Raw genomic sequence first — 14391 nt, forward strand, 5'->3', positions numbered from 1 at the left:
CGGCAACAGGACCGGCCACCTTCCTTACACGGGGCGGGATAAGGCTTCAAGAGGGCTTACACGGGGCGGGAAAGGGCTTACTTGACCGAGCCGAGGGAGAGGCCCTGCACGAGCTTGTCCTGGGCGGCGAAACCGGCGGCGAGCACCGGCAGTGAGACCACGAACGCGGCCGCGCAGAGCTGGGCGAGGAAGAGGCCCTGGCTGGTCACGAAGCTGGTGAGGAACACCGGCGCGGTCTCGGCGACGGTGGCGGTGAGGACCCGGGCGAAGAGCAGCTCGTTCCAGCTGAAGATGAAGCAGATCAGCGCGGTGGCGGCGATGCCCGGCATGACGACCGGCGCGATCACCGAGCGCAGGGTCCGGGTCAGGCTCGCGCCGTCCATGGACGCTGCCTCGAGCATCTCGACGGGGACCTCGGACAGGAACGAGCGCATCATCCAGACGGCGATCGGCAGGTTCATCGCGGTGTAGAAGACGATCAGCAGCCAGATGTTGTCGAGCAGGCCGGTGTTCTGCGCGAACAGGTACAGCGGGAGCAGACCGGCGACGACCGGCAGCATCTTGGTGGACAGGAAGAAGAACAGCACGTCGGTCCACTTGCGGACGGGCTTGATGCTCAGGGCGTACGCGGCCGGGAACGCCAGCAGGAGCACCAGCGCGGTCGACAGGAGGCTGGCGGTCAGCGAGTTGAGCAGCGGCGGCCACGGGCTGGCGCCGCCGGTGAAGAACTCGCGGTAGCCCTCCAGTGTCAGCGGGGCGAGGACGGCGGGCGGGTTCGTGGCGGCGTCGGCCTCGCTGTGCAGGGAGGTGAGCACCATCCAGACGACGGGCAGGACGAAGAGGATCCCCACGACCCAGGCGAGCAGGGTCAGCCAGATGCCGCCGCGTTCTTTCTTCTTGGGTACGGCGGGTGCCGCGGTGAGCGTACTCATCGGCCCGGGTCCTCCTTGAACAGCGACGAGACGGTACGCAGCGCGAACGTCGCGATGACGATGGTGCCGACGACCACGATCACGGCCGCGGCGGAGGCCCGTCCGTAGTCGTGGGCCTGGTAGAAGATCTGGTAGATCGTGTACGGCAGGTTCGCCGTGCCGAGGCCACCGGACGTGATCGTGAAGACCGCGTCGAAGTTCTGCACGATGTAGATGGAGCCGAGCAGCGCGCCGAGCTCGAGGTACTGACGCAGGTGCGGCAGCGTCATCGAGCGGAAGATCTGCCAGCTGCTCGCGCCGTCGATGCGGGCGGCCTCGACCACGTCGAGCGGGCGTCCCTGCAGCCCGGCCAGCAGGATCAGCATCATGAACGGCGTCCACTGCCAGACCAGCGCGAAGATCACCGACCAGAGCGGCATGTTGCTGATCCAGTCGGGCTGCGGCGGGTTGTCCGAGCCGAACAGCGACCAGACCCAGGTGAGCGCTCCGTTGAACAGGCCGTACTCGGGGTTGTAGAGCGCGTGCTTCCAGAGCAGTGCGGCGGCGACCGGCACGACCAGGAACGGCGCGATCATCATCGTGCGGACCGCGCCGCGGCCCCGGAACTTGCGGTCCAGCAGCAGCGCGATGCCCAGCCCGAGCAGCAGGCTGATCAGGACGACACCGACGGTGAGCAGGATCGTCGTCCAGACCGCGTCGCGCATGTTGACGTCGGTGAACACCCGCCGGAAGTTGTCGACACCCGCGAAGCCGACCTCGTCGGGGTAGTACGCGTTCCAGTCCATGAAGGAGATCACCAGCGTCGCCACGAACGGCAGCTGCGTCACCACGATCATGAAGATCAGCGCGGGCAGCAGCGGCGCCCGGCGTACCCATCCGGCCGCCCTGCTCGCCCCGCCGGACGGTTTCGGCTGCACCTCGCCGGTGCGGCCGGTGCTCTTCTCCGCCACGGATGTCATGACCTCACCCCTCCCGGGAGCGGTAGCGTTCGGCCACGTCGTCGGCGAGGCGCTGGCCGCGTTTCAGGGCTTCGTCGACGCTCATCTGCCCGGCTATCGCGGAGCTCACGTACTGCGAGACCTGGGTGCCGAGATCGGTGAACTCGGGGATGTCCACGAACTGGATGCCGATCGCGGGGCGGGGCTGCACTCCCGGGTTGCGCGGGTCGGCGCCGGAGATGGCCTGCTCGGTGGGGCCGGCGAACGCCGACGCCTCCTTGAGGTAGTCCGGGTTGGCGTACGTGGAGGCGCGCTTGCCTGCGGGGACCTTCGACCAGCCGAGCTGACCGCCGACGAGCTCCTCGTACTGCTTGCTCGACGCCCAGGAGAGGAACTTCCAGGCGTTGTCCTTCTTCGTGCTGGCCTGCTGGATGCTCCACGACCACGCGTACAGCCAGCCGGCGCTCGGGGTCTTGACCACGGGGGCGGCGACGTAGCCGATCTTGCCCTTGACCGGGGAGTCGGCGGCCTCGAGGGAACCGGCCGCGCTCGTCGCGTCGTACCACATGGCGACGTTGCCCTGGATCAGGTTGTTCAGGCACTCCGTGAAGCCGGCCTGCGGGGCACCGACCTCGCCGTGCTCGCGGACGAGGTCGACGTAGAACTTCGTCGCTTCCGTGAACTCCGGCGAGTCGACCTGAGCGTTCCAGTCCTTGTCGAACCAGGTGCCGCCGAACGTGTTCACCACCGTGGTGAGCGGGGCGAAGATCTGGCCCCAGCCGGGCTGGCCGCGCAGGCAGATCCCGGCCATCCCCGGCTGTTTGCCGTCGACCCGCGCCGCGATGTCGGCGACCTGCTGCCACGTCGGCTTCGGCGGCATCGTGAGGCCCTGCGCGTCGAGGACGTCCTTGCGGTACATCAGGAACGAGGACTCGCCGTAGAAGGGCTCGCCGTAGAGCTTGCCGTCGTCGGCGGTGAGCGACTTGGTCATCGGGGGCAGGATGTCGCTCTGGTCGAACGTGGAGTCGGCCTTGACGTAGTCGTCGAGCGGCGCGATCCACTTCGACTTCGCGTAGATCGGGATCTCGAAGTTGCTCAGCGAGGCGACGTCGTACTGACCGGCCTGGCTGGAGAACTCCTGACTGATCTTGTCGCGGACGTCGTTCTCGGGCAGCACGGTGAAGTTGACCGAGATGCCGGTCTGCTTCGTGAAGTTCTGCGCGGTCAGCCGTTGCAGATCGATCATCTGCGGGTTGTTGACCATCAGCACGTCGATGCTGTTCGCCCCGCCGCCGCCGGCGCTGTCACCGCCCCAGCCCGCACAGCCGGAGACTCCCAGGAGACAGGCGGCTGCGGCGGCGAGAAATGCGCGGCTCATAGGGCCTCCCCATCGAGGCAGACATCGATAACAAGCACAGTAGATGCCTGTGATCGACACTGTGTCAACCGCGCATCACTTTCCGTTAAAGGACCACCTTGGCGCTGTTACCGTTCACCGCCACGACGTCGCCGGGGTGCAACTGCCGTCCCCGGCGGGTGTCGATCTCACCGTTGACCTTCACATCGCCGTCGGCGATCACCAGCTTGGCCTCGCCGCCCGTCTCGATGAGGTCGGCCAGTTTCAGGAACTGTCCGAGTCTGATCATGTCGCTGCCGATTGCTACTTCACGCATGCGTTCATTCTCCGGTACGGCCCGCGAAGAAATTTTCCGAGGCGTTGAACCATTCGGCGGTGTGAGACGAACTACCCCACGTGAGTCGACTCGAGAAGCACCGCCGGGCGGGCATCCTGGCTGCCACCGTCGCCACCGGCGTGCTCGGTTTCGCGGCCCCGGCCGCCGCCGACGTGACGGTCAACCCGCCGAGCGTCCCGCAGGGCAGCGGCCAGGACATCGCGTTCAAGGTCACCAACACGGCGCAGACCCCGATCACCAAGGTCAAGCTCGTGCTGCCCGCCGATCTCCCGGTGGCGGAGATCTACCCGCTGTCGGTCGAGAACTGGGCGCCGGTCATCGAGACGAAGCAGCTCGACACCCCGGTGACCTCCACGGACGGCAGCAAGCTCACCCAGATGACCGCCTCGATCACCTGGGTCGCCGCCGCCGGCAAGGAGCTCGCCCCCGGCGCGTCCACCGACCTGACCACGGCGATGGGCCCGATGCCGAGCACCTCGTCGATGGCGTTCAAGGTCGAGGCCACATATGCCGACCCCGCCAAGGGCGTGCCGCTGTCGCCGGTCTCGATCTCGCTGACCCCGGCGGTCGCAGGCCAGGAGTACGGCGGGCACGCCAGCCACACCGGTGCGGGAGCGGCCGAGACGGACAACAGCGAGCTGGACGCGTACGTTCAGCAGGCCCTGGCCGAGAATGCCGGCAGTGACGGACCCGGTTTCTGGACCGTCGCGGGTTGGGTCGTCGCCCTGCTGGCCGCCGCGGCCGCCGCGGTTTCGATCATGCGGTCCCGCAGGCAGCGCCCGGCGGCCGCCGAGGCGGACAGCCCGGAACCGGAGAAGAAGGAGCTCGTGGCCGCGTCCTCGTGGCGCTACCAGGAGCCCGACGAGAAGTAGGAAGACGTCCGCGCAGGTGGGCGCGGGCTTGTCGTGACGAAGCGCGTGGGGCGCGGGGCACGACATGCGGGTGGGGTCCAGGGCAAGACCCACGACCTGCGTCGGGCGGGGTGGAGAGGTTCGGCTCTCCACCCCGCCCGCAATACTCATCGCTAGACCGTGACGGTCCTGGGCGACTGCAGAGCGTCGATGATCTCGCGTTCGACCCGCTCGGAGTCCGCGTGCGGCACCTGGCAGGTGCCGGCGGCGAGGTGCCCGCCACCGCCGTAGTGCAGCATCACCGAGCCGATGTCGACCGGCGACGTGCGGTCGAGAATCGATTTGCCGCACGCGAAGACCGTGTTGAGCTTCGCCCGGCCCCAGATCACGTGGATCGAAACGCGGGCCTCGGGGTAGAGCGCGTAGACCATGAACCTGTTCCCGGCCATGATCGGGTCCTCGTCGCGCAGGTCGACGATCACCACGTCGCCCTCCACCCGGCTGACCCGGCGCAGCTGCTCGACGAACATCGCGGAGCAGTCCCGGTAGAGGTCGGCGCGCTCGGAGACGTCGTGCAGCTCGAGGATCTCGTCGACCGACGTCATCTGGATGCACGCGTCGATCAGCAACATCATCAGCTGGTAGTTGGAGATCCGGAACTCCCGGAACCGGCCCAGCCCGGTGCGGCTGTCCATGAGGAAGTTGAGTAGCGTCCAGCCCTGGGGGTCGAGGATGTCGTGCAGCTCGTACGCGGCGGAGTCCGCCTGGTCGACCGCCTCCATCAGGTCCACGGGCACCTCGGGGAAGCGCTCGGCCCCGCCGTAGTAGTCGTAGATGACCCGGGCCGCCGAGGGCGCGTCGGGGTCGATGATGTGGTTCTCCCGGTTGCCCGCGTTACGCAGCGTCTCCGAGTGGTGGTGGTCGAAGATCAGGTGAGCGCCGGGCGCGTACGGCAGGTTGGTCAAAATGTCACGCTCGGTAACCTCGGTGACACCGTCCTGCACGTCCTTCGGGTGCACGAAGGTGATGTCGTCGATCATGTCGAGGACACGCAGCAGGACGGCGCAGACGAGCCCGTCGAAGTCGCTGCGGGTCACGAGCCGATACTTCACGAGATCTCCCTCTGCCGGTTGGCGGCTTACCTGACAGTTTGCCACTTTTGCGGCTATGGACCTGGTCGCATCGGCGTACCGGTTTGATCCGATCAACGTCCCCACTGCGTAAAGTCAGACGCAAGTTCACGTACGCGGTGGAGGAAAAGCAGACGATGGACAACGTTCCGCAGCTCGCGCAGGACCGCAACGCCCCGCCCGCCACACTGGTGATCTTCGGTGCGTCCGGCGACCTGACCCGCCGCAAGTTGTTGCCGGCCGTGGAGAGCCTGGCCCGGCACAACCGCCTCCCGTCGGAGTTCGCCCTCGTGGGGGTGGCGCGCACGCCGATGGAGGACCAGACCTTCGCCGAGAGTTCCCTCGGCAGCCGGAGCCTCGCGGACAAACCGCAGCTCCAGGGCGGTATCAGGTACGTATCGGGCGGTTACGACGACCCCGCGACCTACAAACGGCTCGCCGAGACCCTCGACGAGCTCGACGCCACCCGTGGCACCGCGGGCAACCGGATCTTCTATCTCTCCACGCCCGCCGAGGCGTTCGAGCCGGTGATCAACGGCCTGGCCGGTGCCGGGCTCAACCACGCGGCAGACGGCTCCTTCGCCCGCCTGGTGATCGAGAAGCCGTACGGCAACGACCTGCGCACCGCCCGCGAGCTCGACGGCATCGTGCACGCCGCGTTCGAGGAGCCCCAGGTCTTCCGGATCGACCACTACCTGGGCAAGGACACCGTCCAGAACGTGCTCGCGCTGCGCTTCGCCAACGCGATCTTCCAGCCCATCTGGAACCGTTCCTGGGTCGACCACGTGCAGATCACCGTCGCCGAGACGCTCGGCGTCGGCACCCGCGGCGGCTTCTACGAGCACGCGGGCGCGATGCGCGACATCGTGCAGAACCACGTGCTGCAGGTCCTCGCCCTGGCCCTGATGGAGCCGCCCGCCTCGTTCGACGCGGAGGGGCTGCGCAACGAGAAGGTCAAGCTGCTCCAGGCGATCCGGCTGCCCACCGACCGCGACATCGCCGACCTGGCGGTGCGCGGCCAGTACACCCGCGGCGGCACCCGCGAGGACCTCATGGCCGGCTACCGCGAGGAGGTGGGCGTCGACCCGCTCTCGCGGACGGAGACGTATGCCGCCATGCGGCTCAACGTCGACAACTGGCGCTGGGCGGGCGTGCCGTTCTACGTCCGCACGGGCAAGCGCCTGCCGGCCCGCGTCACCGAGGTCGCGCTGCAGTTCCAGCGCCCGCCGCACCTGCCGATCCCGACCGCCCAGCTCACCGAGCTCGACGCGGACGCGCTGATCCTGCGCATCCAGCCCAACGAGGGCATCTCACTGCGCTTCGGTGCCAAGGTCCCCGGGCACTCGTTCCGGGTGCGCACGGCCAGCATGGACTTCTCGTACGAGCAGACGTTCCGCGAGGAGTCGCCGGAGGCCTACGAGCGGTTGCTGCTCGACGCCCTGCTCGGCGACCCCACGCTGTTCATCCGCACCGACGAGGTCGAGCAGTGCTGGCGCATCGTCGACCCGATCATCGAGCACTGGGCCAAGGACCAGAGCCCGATCCCGACGTACGAGGCGGCCTCCTGGGGCCCCACGGACGCCGACCGCCTCATCGGCCGCAGCGGCCGCAAGTGGCGTAACTAGGTTTTTCTAGGACGCCGGCCGTGCCTTGGTGACCGCTTCCAGGGCGCGGTCGGCGTGCTGGTTCATGTCCAGCTCACTGTGGATCACGTCGATGACCACACCGTCGGTGCCGATCACGAACGTCAGCCGCTTCGTGCTGAGCGGGCCGAGGGGAAGCCTGCGCTTCACGCCGTACGCCGCGGCGACCTTGCTCTCCGGGTCGGACAGCAACGGATAGTCGAAGCCGTTCACCTCGGCGAACTTCTTCTGCTTCTCGACGGTGTCCCGGCTGACGCCGACACGCTGGACGCCCGCCTCGCGGAACTCGCCGGCGAGGTCCCGGAAATTGCAGGCCTCCGCCGTGCAGCCGCTGCTGAGCGCGGCCGGATAGAAGAACATGACGACGGGTCCCGCGGTCAGCAGCTCACTGAGCCGCGTCGGCTTGCCGTCCTGGTCGGGCAGTTCAAATTCGGGCGCCACGTCGCCCTTGCCGATGCTCACGATGTCAACGGTACGCGGCCGAATTCGCCCACGCGTGTACCCCTCGCCTAGGGTGTAGTCACCACCGCGATACCGCACCATCACTCTCGGCTGACCCCTGCCCCCGTCCCCCGCACGCCCCCGCAGAAAGCGACATCTTCATGCAGGTCTCGGTCGCGCACCACCCCCCGAACACCGCCGTCCTGACCCTGCGAGGCTCCCTCGACATCGACACCGCCCCGGCCCTCAAGGCCAACCTGAGCCGCCTCGTCGAACGCCCCGCCCCGCACATCGTCGTCGACCTCTCCGGCCTCGACTTCTGCGACTCCATGGGCGTCGGCGTCCTGGTCACCGCCCACGGACGCGCCATGGAGAAGGGCGGCTGGGTCCGCCTCGCAGCCCCCTCCGGTTTCCTCAGCCGCCTGCTGGAAACCCTCGGCCTCACCGGCTACCTGTCCCTGCACGACGACGTGGAAACAGCCATCAAGTCATGACATTGCTCGACGACTTCATCCGGGCCGACCGCGAGCGCGAGCTCGGGACGTACGGCATCTGGGTGCACCGGGAGGGGCAGGAGCCGGTGACGCACCGGTTCCGCTCCGATGACCGGGTGAACTTGTACTCGGTGTCGAAGACGTTCACCTCGGTCGCGGCGGGGATCGCCGAGGCCGAGGGGCGGCTCGGGCTCGACGACCGGTTCCTCGACCATTTTCCCGAGCTGCGGGCGATGGCCGCGCCGGGGTTCGAGACGGTCACGCTGCGGCAGCTGCTGACCATGACGAGCGGGACCAGCCACAAGTGGTTCGCGCACATGCGGATCGATGCCCCGGATCTGCTGCACGAGATCGTCGCGGCGCCGGTGGGGGCGCCCGGGTTCGCGTACACCGGGTCGGGGCCCTATGCCGTCGGGCGGGTGATCGCTCGGGTGACGGGGGCCGATCTGCGGGCGTACCTCATGCCCCGGATCTTCGGTCCTCTTGATCTGCACAACCCTGCCTGGCACACGTGCCCGCTGGGGTTCCCGTTCGCGGAGAGCGACCTGTTCCTGCGCACCGGGGAGCTGGCCCGTTTCGCGCAGCTGCTGCTGCAGGAGGGTCGCTGGGAGGACCGCCAGCTCGTGCCCGCGTCCTACGTCAAGCGGATGACCACCGAGTCCGTCCCCGCGACCGCCAGTAACGGCCAATTCTCCTACGGGTACGGGCTGGGCCTCTGGCTCGACCGCGACGGCACCTCCCGCATGGACGGCCACTACGGCCAGTACGCCGTCCTGAGCCCCGCACGCCGCGCCGCGGTCACCGTCACCGCCCACTCCGACCGCGACGACGCACTCCTCGACGCGATCCACGACCTGGTCCTCGCCAAACTGGACTAACCCTTGGGCAGGGTCATGATCTCGGCGCCGTCGTCGGTGATGGCGATGGTGTGCTCGCTGTGGGAGGTACGGCAGCCGGTGGCGCTGCGCAGCGTCCAGCCGTCGGCGTCGGTGACGAGCTTGGCGGTGTCGGCCATGACCCAGGGCTCCAGGGCGAGCAGCAGGCCGGGGCGCAGCCGGTAGCCGCGGCCGGGGCGGCCGATGTTCGAGACGTGCGGGTCCTGGTGCATCGTCGAGCCGACGCCGTGCCCGCCGAACTCGGTGTTGACCTCGTAGCCCGCGGCGTTGAGGACCTTGCCGATGGCGTGGGAGAGGTCGCCGATGTGCACCCCGGGGCCGGCGGCGGCGATCGCGGCCCGCAGCGCGCGCTCGGTGGCGTCGATCAGCGCGACGCTCTCCGGCTGCGGCGAATCGCCCACGACGAAGCTGATGGCGGAGTCGGCGACGATCCCGCCGAGGGAGACGGCGAGGTCGAGGGAGAGCAGGTCACCGTCGGCGAGCTCGTAGTCGAACGGCAGCCCGTGCAGGACGGCGTCGTTGACGGACGTGCAGATGTAGTGGCCGAACGGCCCGCGGCCGAAGGACGGCGCGTAGTCGACGTAGCAGGACAGCGCCCCGGCCTCGGCGATCATGGCCTGGGCCTGCCGGTCGATGTCCAGCAGGTTCGTGCCGACCACGCTGCGGGCCTTCAGGGTCTGCAGGATGCCGGCCACCAGGGCGCCGGTCTCCCTCGCCAGGGGCAGCTCGGTGGGCTTCAGGATCTCGATCATGCGGCGCCGCTCCTCCGGTGAACCAATAACTATCCCGGCCATATTATCCCGGTACTATTATCGGGTCATGGTCAGGTTGCCGCTCACACCCGAAGAGGTCGAGCGCGGACAGCGCCTCGGTTCCCTGCTGCGTCTCGCCCGGGGCGAGCGCTCGATGCTCGAGACCGCGCTCCACGCGCGCGTCTCCCCCGAGACCCTCCGGAAGATCGAGACGGGCCGCGTGGCAACTCCCGCCTTCCCGACCATCGCCGCGATCGCCGACGTCCTCGGCCTGTCCCTCGACGCCGTCTGGGCCGAGATCAACGAGCCCTCAGTTCCAGAACATCGGGTCGCCTAGCTTCGGCACGTTCTTCCGGGCCACGTCGGTGTCGTTCGGGATCGTGGCCACGCGCAGCTCCCTGCACGACTCGACGGCATGGACCACCAGGGAGTCCGCCTCCAGGTCCCGGTCCAGATAGACGATCCCGGACGGCATCCCCGCACCGGCCTCGACCTGCGCGAGTACTGTGGCCCGCACCGCTTCCGGCGTCGGCGCGACGTAGTCCACGCCCCCGCCGAAGTCACACCCGCTGATCAACACCAAGCCGATGACGGCCGCAGCCCATGATCCCCGCACAGCCGCCCATACTAGGCTCCCGCAGGTGAAGAAGCTGCCCGTCGCCATAGCGCTGCTCCTCCCGCTGGCGGCCTGCGGCGGGCCCGACCCCGTCCAGTGGCAGACCCCGCCCGCCACGGTGTCCTCCGCGCCGCCCGCCTCCACCCTGCCGTCCGGCCTGGACGCCTATCTGGACGACGGCGACGAGGCCGAGCTGCGGGTCTACGACGCCACCGACGGCACGCTGCTGCGCAGCTTCCCGATCCCGGCCGGGGAGGACAAGACGTTCAGCCCGACCTTCGCCTGGGCTGCCGAGATCAAGTCCAACACCCTCATCGTGTACGCGCTGAGCGGCGACGCCTACGCCCGCAAGGCCCGCCTGACCCCGGAAGCGTTGAACGTCAAGGATCTGACCCTGCAGACGGTAGCCTTCATCCCCGGGACGACGCTGCTCGCCGTCGAGGTCGACGGCGGCGACGGCATCACCCACAAGACGATCTCCCTCGACCCCGCGGACCCGGAGAACACCATCCACGACTTCGCGGGCATCCCGTTCTCCTGGGACTCCCACGCCGATCCTGTCGAAACGGCCTACGTCCCGATCCCCGCCCTCCCCCAGGCTGAGGACGTCGTCATCCGCCGCAGCGCCCGCGAACTCGTCCAGGCCGACATCCTCGAGGACGACGACCCCCTCTACACCTGCACCGGCCCCGAACTGGCCCCGTTCACCCTCGCCTGCCGCGGCCAGGGCAGCACCGCCGTCCTCGCCGCCCTGACCGCCGACCCGGCCAAGAACGTGGCGACGCTACGCGTGATCGGCAAGGCCAAGGGCAAATCCTTCACGGCCGTCCACGTCTCCCCCGACCGCAAGACCCTGCTCGCCCAACGAGCGGACGGCTTCTACTCCGTGCCCGTCACCGGCGGCAAACCCAAGCTGCAATTCGACGCCCTCCCCCGCAGCAAGGACCTCACCGTCCTGTCCTGGAACTAAGACGCGTTGCGGTAGCACGGGGAGCTGACCAGCAGGGACATCGCCGGGGGTTCGCCGGTGCCGAGGCTCAGGTCGTACTCGTCGGTGGTGACAGCGATGATCTCGCCGCCGCCGCTGTCGAAGGTGCGCTCGGTCTTGATCGTGTGGCCGGCCTGTTTCCAGGCGTCGCGGACCTTCGCGATCGCGGCGGCCTGTTGCTCGGCGGGCACCAGGAGCTGGTAGATGCCCTGGACGTAGTAGACCTCGTCGGGGTCGGAGATCTCGCCGGCGCGGCCGTCGCAGCCGCTGATGTTGGCGTTGGACTGGCTGAACGACGCGATGCCCGCGGCGGTGCGTGCCGCGGTGGCGAGCTGCTCCACCTGGGCCTTGGCGTCGGCCTGCGGCTTGGTCTGCACGTCTTCTCCCTTGTCGGTACAGGCGGCTAGTGCCAGGAGCAGCGGCACGATCACGGCGAGGCGGGACACACGGGTCATGAGGTTGGTGGCTCCCCCCACATCAGCGAGACCTGATCGTACTGACCGACCACCACTTTGGCCTGGTTGAGCAGGCTCTGGCTGCCGGGCTTCCAGTAGTCGCTGTGGCCCTCGGTGTCGGTGACGTAGCGGTTGGCGCCGAAGTCCTCGTCGGTGGGCTCGTTGCCGTGCACTCCCCAGACGCTGCCGAGGGCGCCGGCCACCGGGTCGCCGTCGGCCTGACCGCCCCACACGTGTTTCGGGTCGATCTGCAGGTCGGCGGCCCGGTCGGTGTGCATGCCGGGGCTGCCCGCGGTGATGATGTCGTCGGCGGCCAGGCCGTCTCCCCGCAGCGCCGCCTCGGCCACCACGGTCGAGCCGTAGCTGTGCCCCTCGACGGTGACGTGCGAGGCGCCGGGGTCGTGGGTGGCGCGCAGACCGTCGACGAACCGGTCGAGCAGCGGGCCGCCCTGCTCGGAGCGGCCCGAGCCGCCCACGTTGCTCAGCTCCGGCGCGTCGTAGCCGAGCCACATGATGCCCGCCACGTCGTCGGCCTGCGCGGTGCGCGAGTCGGCGGCCTGCTGCAGGTTCACCACCCGGTTGACGTTGCCGCGGGTGTCGGTCAGCTCGGTGTTCAGGCCCGGGACCCAGACCGCGGTGTGCCGGGCGGTGTCCGGGTTGCCGACGGCGATGATCGCGCGGCCGTCGCCGGCCGGGTCGAGACCGAGCAGCAGCCCCTTCGGGCCCAGGTCGGCGAGTTTGGTCGTCACGGCGTCGAGCCCGTCGAGTTCCTTGCGGACCTGTTTGAGCTCGTCGCGCATCTCCACGGCCCGGTGGCTGCGGGGGCCTTCCTTGTCGATCGCGGCCTGCAGGTCTGCCGCGCGCCGGGTCAGGTCGACCTTGTCCTTGTCCAGCATGATCCGGTTGGCGGTGTCGCGGTCGGTGGCCGGGACGCCGTCCATCGCCCCGACCAGGTCGGGGAAGTCGTGGATGGCCTGCTCCTGCTGGGCCGGGGTGAGGGCGTTCCACCAGCCCTGGATCTCCGCCGGTGTGCGCCCGCCCTGCTCCGCGAGGGTGTCCCGGATGACCGGTGGCATCGTGAACTGGCCGAAGCCGGTCGACGCGTCGGGCAGGTTGACGTTGATCGCGTTGGCGGTCGAGTCGTCCAGGGCCGCCGCCCGTGACAGCACGGCCTCCAGCTCACCGATCACCGCGACGACCTGGCGTTCGCCGTCCGGGGCGGAGGCCGGCGCGGTGACCGTACCCGTGGCGGTGTCGACCTTCATGCCCTTCTGCCGGGCTGACGACACGATCGACTCGGCCTGCCCGCGCAGGTCCGACAGGCCGTGCGCGTGCAGGTCGAGCGTCTGGTAGATCCGGTATGCGGGGTTGTAGGTGTTGCTCACCTCGGCCTGCAGGCGGGAGCTCTCGGCCAGCGCCGCCGCCGAGCCGGGGCCGTCCGGCCACGCGTCCTCGAGACCCCGGGTGCCACGGATCAGCTGCTCGGCCGCGTCGTCGATCCTCATGGCCAGGTCACGCCACGTGGTGGCCGCTTTCTGCCAGGGACCCGCGTCGGCCGCCAGCAGCAACTGCAGGGTCACCCCGCTCACCGTGGCCCCTTGCCGCTCCGGGTGATCCCGTCGGCGGCTGTCTCGTCGGTGGCGGCGTATTCGGTGGCGGAGTCGGCGAGGTTGTCACCGAACGTGCTGACCTGCCCGGCGAGGCCGGCGAGGTAGCCGTCCCACGAGGTCTGTGCGCCGTGCGCGGCCACGGCCGCGCTCCAGCCGTCCTGACCTGCGGGCGCCAGCGAGCCGTGCGCCGCTCTGGTGGCCGCGCGGACGGTCTCGGCTGCCTCACTCACACCGGCGGCGACCTTCTTGACGCCCGCCGGATTCACCTCGGACCGCTCCATCGACGCTCCCCCGATCAGCTCGATTCAGCGCCATGGTACGGCTCCGGCCCGGTCCGGGCTGCCCCGTGGAATCCCGAGACATCGATCTCGATCCAGCCGGGCGTGATCAGGTCGAAGATCTCGTCGACCGCCGCCATCGGGTCGGGCGCCTCACGGGCCAGGGGGTAGACGCCGAGCACGTAGTGGGAGAACGCCCGGCAGGTGGTCGACGACTTCGGCAGTCCCAGATCGGCGGCGATCACGGTGGTCAGGGCGTCCTCGTGGCGCTGCCACATCGTCGACGCGTACTCCCGCAGCGCCGGGGAGTCGTCCACGAGCCGCCAGAAGGTCACCGCGGCGGGCCTGGCGAAGTCCTCGACGACCGCCCGGAAGTGCTCGCGGAGCGCGTCGGGAATCGTCTGCTCCGCCCCACGCCCGGTCACCGCCTGCACGAGCCGGTCCTCGCGTTTCTGCCCCTCGTCGAAAGCGAGGGCCTCCTTCGACGGGAAGTGCGAGAACAGCGTGGTGACGGCGACATCTGCTGCCGCCGCGATCTCGCGGATCCCGACCGCGTCGAAACCGCGCTCCAGGAACATCTCCCGGGCCGTGTCGGCGATGTGCCTGCGGGTGGCGGCCTTCTTGCGCTCGCGGCGCCCTGGTTCCTCGGTCACAGGCTGCATCCTAACCGTTT

At 69.1% G+C, this 14391-nt stretch carries 18 protein-coding genes; 6 read left to right on the forward strand and 12 right to left on the reverse strand.

What is annotated here, in order from left to right; translation table 11 throughout:
* Positions 1 to 77: 77 nt before the first annotated feature.
* From Aco04nite_RS22700 to Aco04nite_RS22715, 4 genes are all read right to left on the reverse strand, one after another.
* Positions 78 to 932: a carbohydrate ABC transporter permease gene (locus Aco04nite_RS22700; RefSeq protein ID WP_212999260.1), complete on the reverse strand. Its 855-nt coding sequence runs from the start codon at positions 930 to 932 to the stop codon at positions 78 to 80.
* Entirely contained in the window at positions 929 to 1891 is a 963-nt protein-coding gene (locus Aco04nite_RS22705) for a carbohydrate ABC transporter permease (RefSeq protein WP_212999261.1), read from the reverse strand. The genes Aco04nite_RS22700 and Aco04nite_RS22705 overlap by 4 nt, the downstream gene beginning before the upstream one ends.
* A gap of 4 nt (positions 1892 to 1895) precedes the next feature.
* Positions 1896 to 3248 (reverse strand): ABC transporter substrate-binding protein, encoded by a 1353-nt coding sequence (locus Aco04nite_RS22710; protein WP_212999262.1) that lies wholly within the window; start codon positions 3246 to 3248, stop codon positions 1896 to 1898.
* Between the two features lie 85 nt (positions 3249 to 3333).
* Positions 3334 to 3543: an RNA-binding S4 domain-containing protein gene (locus Aco04nite_RS22715; RefSeq protein WP_212999263.1), complete on the reverse strand. Its 210-nt coding sequence runs from the start codon at positions 3541 to 3543 to the stop codon at positions 3334 to 3336.
* Between the two features lie 80 nt (positions 3544 to 3623).
* Between Aco04nite_RS22715 and Aco04nite_RS22720 the strand changes: the two genes are divergently transcribed.
* Positions 3624 to 4436 carry a DUF1775 domain-containing protein gene (locus Aco04nite_RS22720; RefSeq protein WP_212999264.1) on the forward strand — a complete coding sequence of 271 codons (813 nt, stop codon included), beginning with the start codon at positions 3624 to 3626 and terminating at the stop codon, positions 4434 to 4436.
* A 152-nt stretch (positions 4437 to 4588) separates the two neighbouring features.
* On the opposite strand, the gene Aco04nite_RS22725 is transcribed toward Aco04nite_RS22720, so the two are convergent.
* Positions 4589 to 5527 carry a DHH family phosphoesterase gene (locus Aco04nite_RS22725; RefSeq protein ID WP_212999265.1) on the reverse strand — a complete coding sequence of 313 codons (939 nt, stop codon included), beginning with the start codon at positions 5525 to 5527 and terminating at the stop codon, positions 4589 to 4591.
* 155 nt (positions 5528 to 5682) lie between these two features.
* On the opposite strand from Aco04nite_RS22725, the gene zwf reads away from it, so the two are divergent.
* Complete coding sequence (gene zwf, locus Aco04nite_RS22730; protein WP_212999266.1) at positions 5683 to 7170, forward strand: glucose-6-phosphate dehydrogenase; 1488 nt, start codon at positions 5683 to 5685, stop codon at positions 7168 to 7170.
* A 6-nt stretch (positions 7171 to 7176) separates the two neighbouring features.
* Here the strand turns inward: zwf and Aco04nite_RS22735 are convergent, their stop codons facing one another.
* On the reverse strand, positions 7177 to 7650 hold the full coding sequence (locus Aco04nite_RS22735) for a peroxiredoxin (protein ID WP_244876208.1): 474 nt from the start codon (positions 7648 to 7650) through the stop codon (positions 7177 to 7179).
* A gap of 140 nt (positions 7651 to 7790) precedes the next feature.
* Here Aco04nite_RS22735 and Aco04nite_RS22740 point away from each other — a divergent pair, with 140 nt between their 5' ends.
* A complete protein-coding gene (locus Aco04nite_RS22740) occupies positions 7791 to 8123 on the forward strand; it encodes an STAS domain-containing protein (RefSeq protein ID WP_212999268.1) in 333 nt (110 codons plus the stop codon).
* Positions 8120 to 9001 (forward strand): serine hydrolase domain-containing protein, encoded by an 882-nt coding sequence (locus Aco04nite_RS22745; RefSeq protein WP_212999269.1) that lies wholly within the window; start codon positions 8120 to 8122, stop codon positions 8999 to 9001. Before Aco04nite_RS22740 ends, Aco04nite_RS22745 begins: the two co-directional genes overlap by 4 nt.
* On the opposite strand, the gene map is transcribed toward Aco04nite_RS22745, so the two are convergent.
* Positions 8998 to 9771: a type I methionyl aminopeptidase gene (gene map, locus Aco04nite_RS22750; protein WP_212999270.1), complete on the reverse strand. Its 774-nt coding sequence runs from the start codon at positions 9769 to 9771 to the stop codon at positions 8998 to 9000. The two genes, Aco04nite_RS22745 and map, sit on opposite strands and share 4 nt — an antisense overlap.
* Before the next feature lie 67 nt (positions 9772 to 9838).
* Here map and Aco04nite_RS22755 point away from each other — a divergent pair, with 67 nt between their 5' ends.
* A complete protein-coding gene (locus Aco04nite_RS22755) occupies positions 9839 to 10108 on the forward strand; it encodes a helix-turn-helix domain-containing protein (protein ID WP_203841163.1) in 270 nt (89 codons plus the stop codon).
* Here the strand turns inward: Aco04nite_RS22755 and Aco04nite_RS22760 are convergent.
* Positions 10082 to 10387 (reverse strand): hypothetical protein, encoded by a 306-nt coding sequence (locus tag Aco04nite_RS22760; protein ID WP_212999271.1) that lies wholly within the window; start codon positions 10385 to 10387, stop codon positions 10082 to 10084. The genes Aco04nite_RS22755 and Aco04nite_RS22760 overlap by 27 nt on opposite strands.
* A gap of 25 nt (positions 10388 to 10412) precedes the next feature.
* On the opposite strand from Aco04nite_RS22760, the gene Aco04nite_RS22765 reads away from it, so the two are divergent.
* Positions 10413 to 11357: a hypothetical protein gene (locus tag Aco04nite_RS22765; RefSeq protein WP_212999272.1), complete on the forward strand. Its 945-nt coding sequence runs from the start codon at positions 10413 to 10415 to the stop codon at positions 11355 to 11357.
* Here the strand turns inward: Aco04nite_RS22765 and Aco04nite_RS22770 are convergent.
* From Aco04nite_RS22770 to Aco04nite_RS22785, 4 genes are read right to left on the reverse strand one after another with little or no spacing between them, the layout of a single operon-like run.
* Positions 11354 to 11830, reverse strand: a complete 477-nt coding sequence (locus tag Aco04nite_RS22770) for a hypothetical protein (RefSeq protein WP_212999273.1) — start codon at positions 11828 to 11830, stop codon at positions 11354 to 11356. The genes Aco04nite_RS22765 and Aco04nite_RS22770 overlap by 4 nt on opposite strands.
* Positions 11827 to 13419: an alpha/beta hydrolase gene (locus Aco04nite_RS22775; protein WP_212999274.1), complete on the reverse strand. Its 1593-nt coding sequence runs from the start codon at positions 13417 to 13419 to the stop codon at positions 11827 to 11829. The genes Aco04nite_RS22770 and Aco04nite_RS22775 overlap by 4 nt, the downstream gene beginning before the upstream one ends.
* A complete protein-coding gene (locus tag Aco04nite_RS22780; protein ID WP_212999275.1) occupies positions 13416 to 13721 on the reverse strand; it encodes a WXG100 family type VII secretion target in 306 nt (101 codons plus the stop codon). The genes Aco04nite_RS22775 and Aco04nite_RS22780 overlap by 4 nt, the downstream gene beginning before the upstream one ends.
* A 14-nt stretch (positions 13722 to 13735) precedes the next feature.
* Positions 13736 to 14371 (reverse strand): TetR/AcrR family transcriptional regulator, encoded by a 636-nt coding sequence (locus Aco04nite_RS22785; protein WP_212999276.1) that lies wholly within the window; start codon positions 14369 to 14371, stop codon positions 13736 to 13738.
* Positions 14372 to 14391 lie beyond the last annotated feature (20 nt).

It is taken from the genome of Winogradskya consettensis, assembly GCF_018332715.1.
Classification (GTDB): Bacteria; Actinomycetota; Actinomycetes; order Mycobacteriales; family Micromonosporaceae; genus Actinoplanes; species Actinoplanes consettensis.

Excerpts from the sequence above, each read along its gene's own strand:
- Aco04nite_RS22740 (WP_212999268.1), top strand. The coding sequence starts at position 7,791 with ATGCAGGTCTCGGTCGCGCACCACCCCCCGAACACCGCCGTCCTGACC.
- Aco04nite_RS22705 (WP_212999261.1), bottom strand. The coding sequence starts at position 1,891 with ATGACATCCGTGGCGGAGAAGAGCACCGGCCGCACCGGCGAGGTGCAG.
- Aco04nite_RS22755 (WP_203841163.1), top strand. The coding sequence starts at position 9,839 with ATGGTCAGGTTGCCGCTCACACCCGAAGAGGTCGAGCGCGGACAGCGC.
- Aco04nite_RS22780 (WP_212999275.1), bottom strand. The coding sequence starts at position 13,721 with ATGGAGCGGTCCGAGGTGAATCCGGCGGGCGTCAAGAAGGTCGCCGCC.
- Aco04nite_RS22770 (WP_212999273.1), bottom strand. The coding sequence starts at position 11,830 with ATGACCCGTGTGTCCCGCCTCGCCGTGATCGTGCCGCTGCTCCTGGCA.
- Aco04nite_RS22715 (WP_212999263.1), bottom strand. The coding sequence starts at position 3,543 with ATGCGTGAAGTAGCAATCGGCAGCGACATGATCAGACTCGGACAGTTC.
- map (WP_212999270.1), bottom strand. The coding sequence starts at position 9,771 with ATGATCGAGATCCTGAAGCCCACCGAGCTGCCCCTGGCGAGGGAGACC.
- zwf (WP_212999266.1), top strand. The coding sequence starts at position 5,683 with ATGGACAACGTTCCGCAGCTCGCGCAGGACCGCAACGCCCCGCCCGCC.
- Aco04nite_RS22745 (WP_212999269.1), top strand. The coding sequence starts at position 8,120 with ATGACATTGCTCGACGACTTCATCCGGGCCGACCGCGAGCGCGAGCTC.
- Aco04nite_RS22710 (WP_212999262.1), bottom strand. The coding sequence starts at position 3,248 with ATGAGCCGCGCATTTCTCGCCGCCGCAGCCGCCTGTCTCCTGGGAGTC.
- Aco04nite_RS22700 (WP_212999260.1), bottom strand. The coding sequence starts at position 932 with ATGAGTACGCTCACCGCGGCACCCGCCGTACCCAAGAAGAAAGAACGC.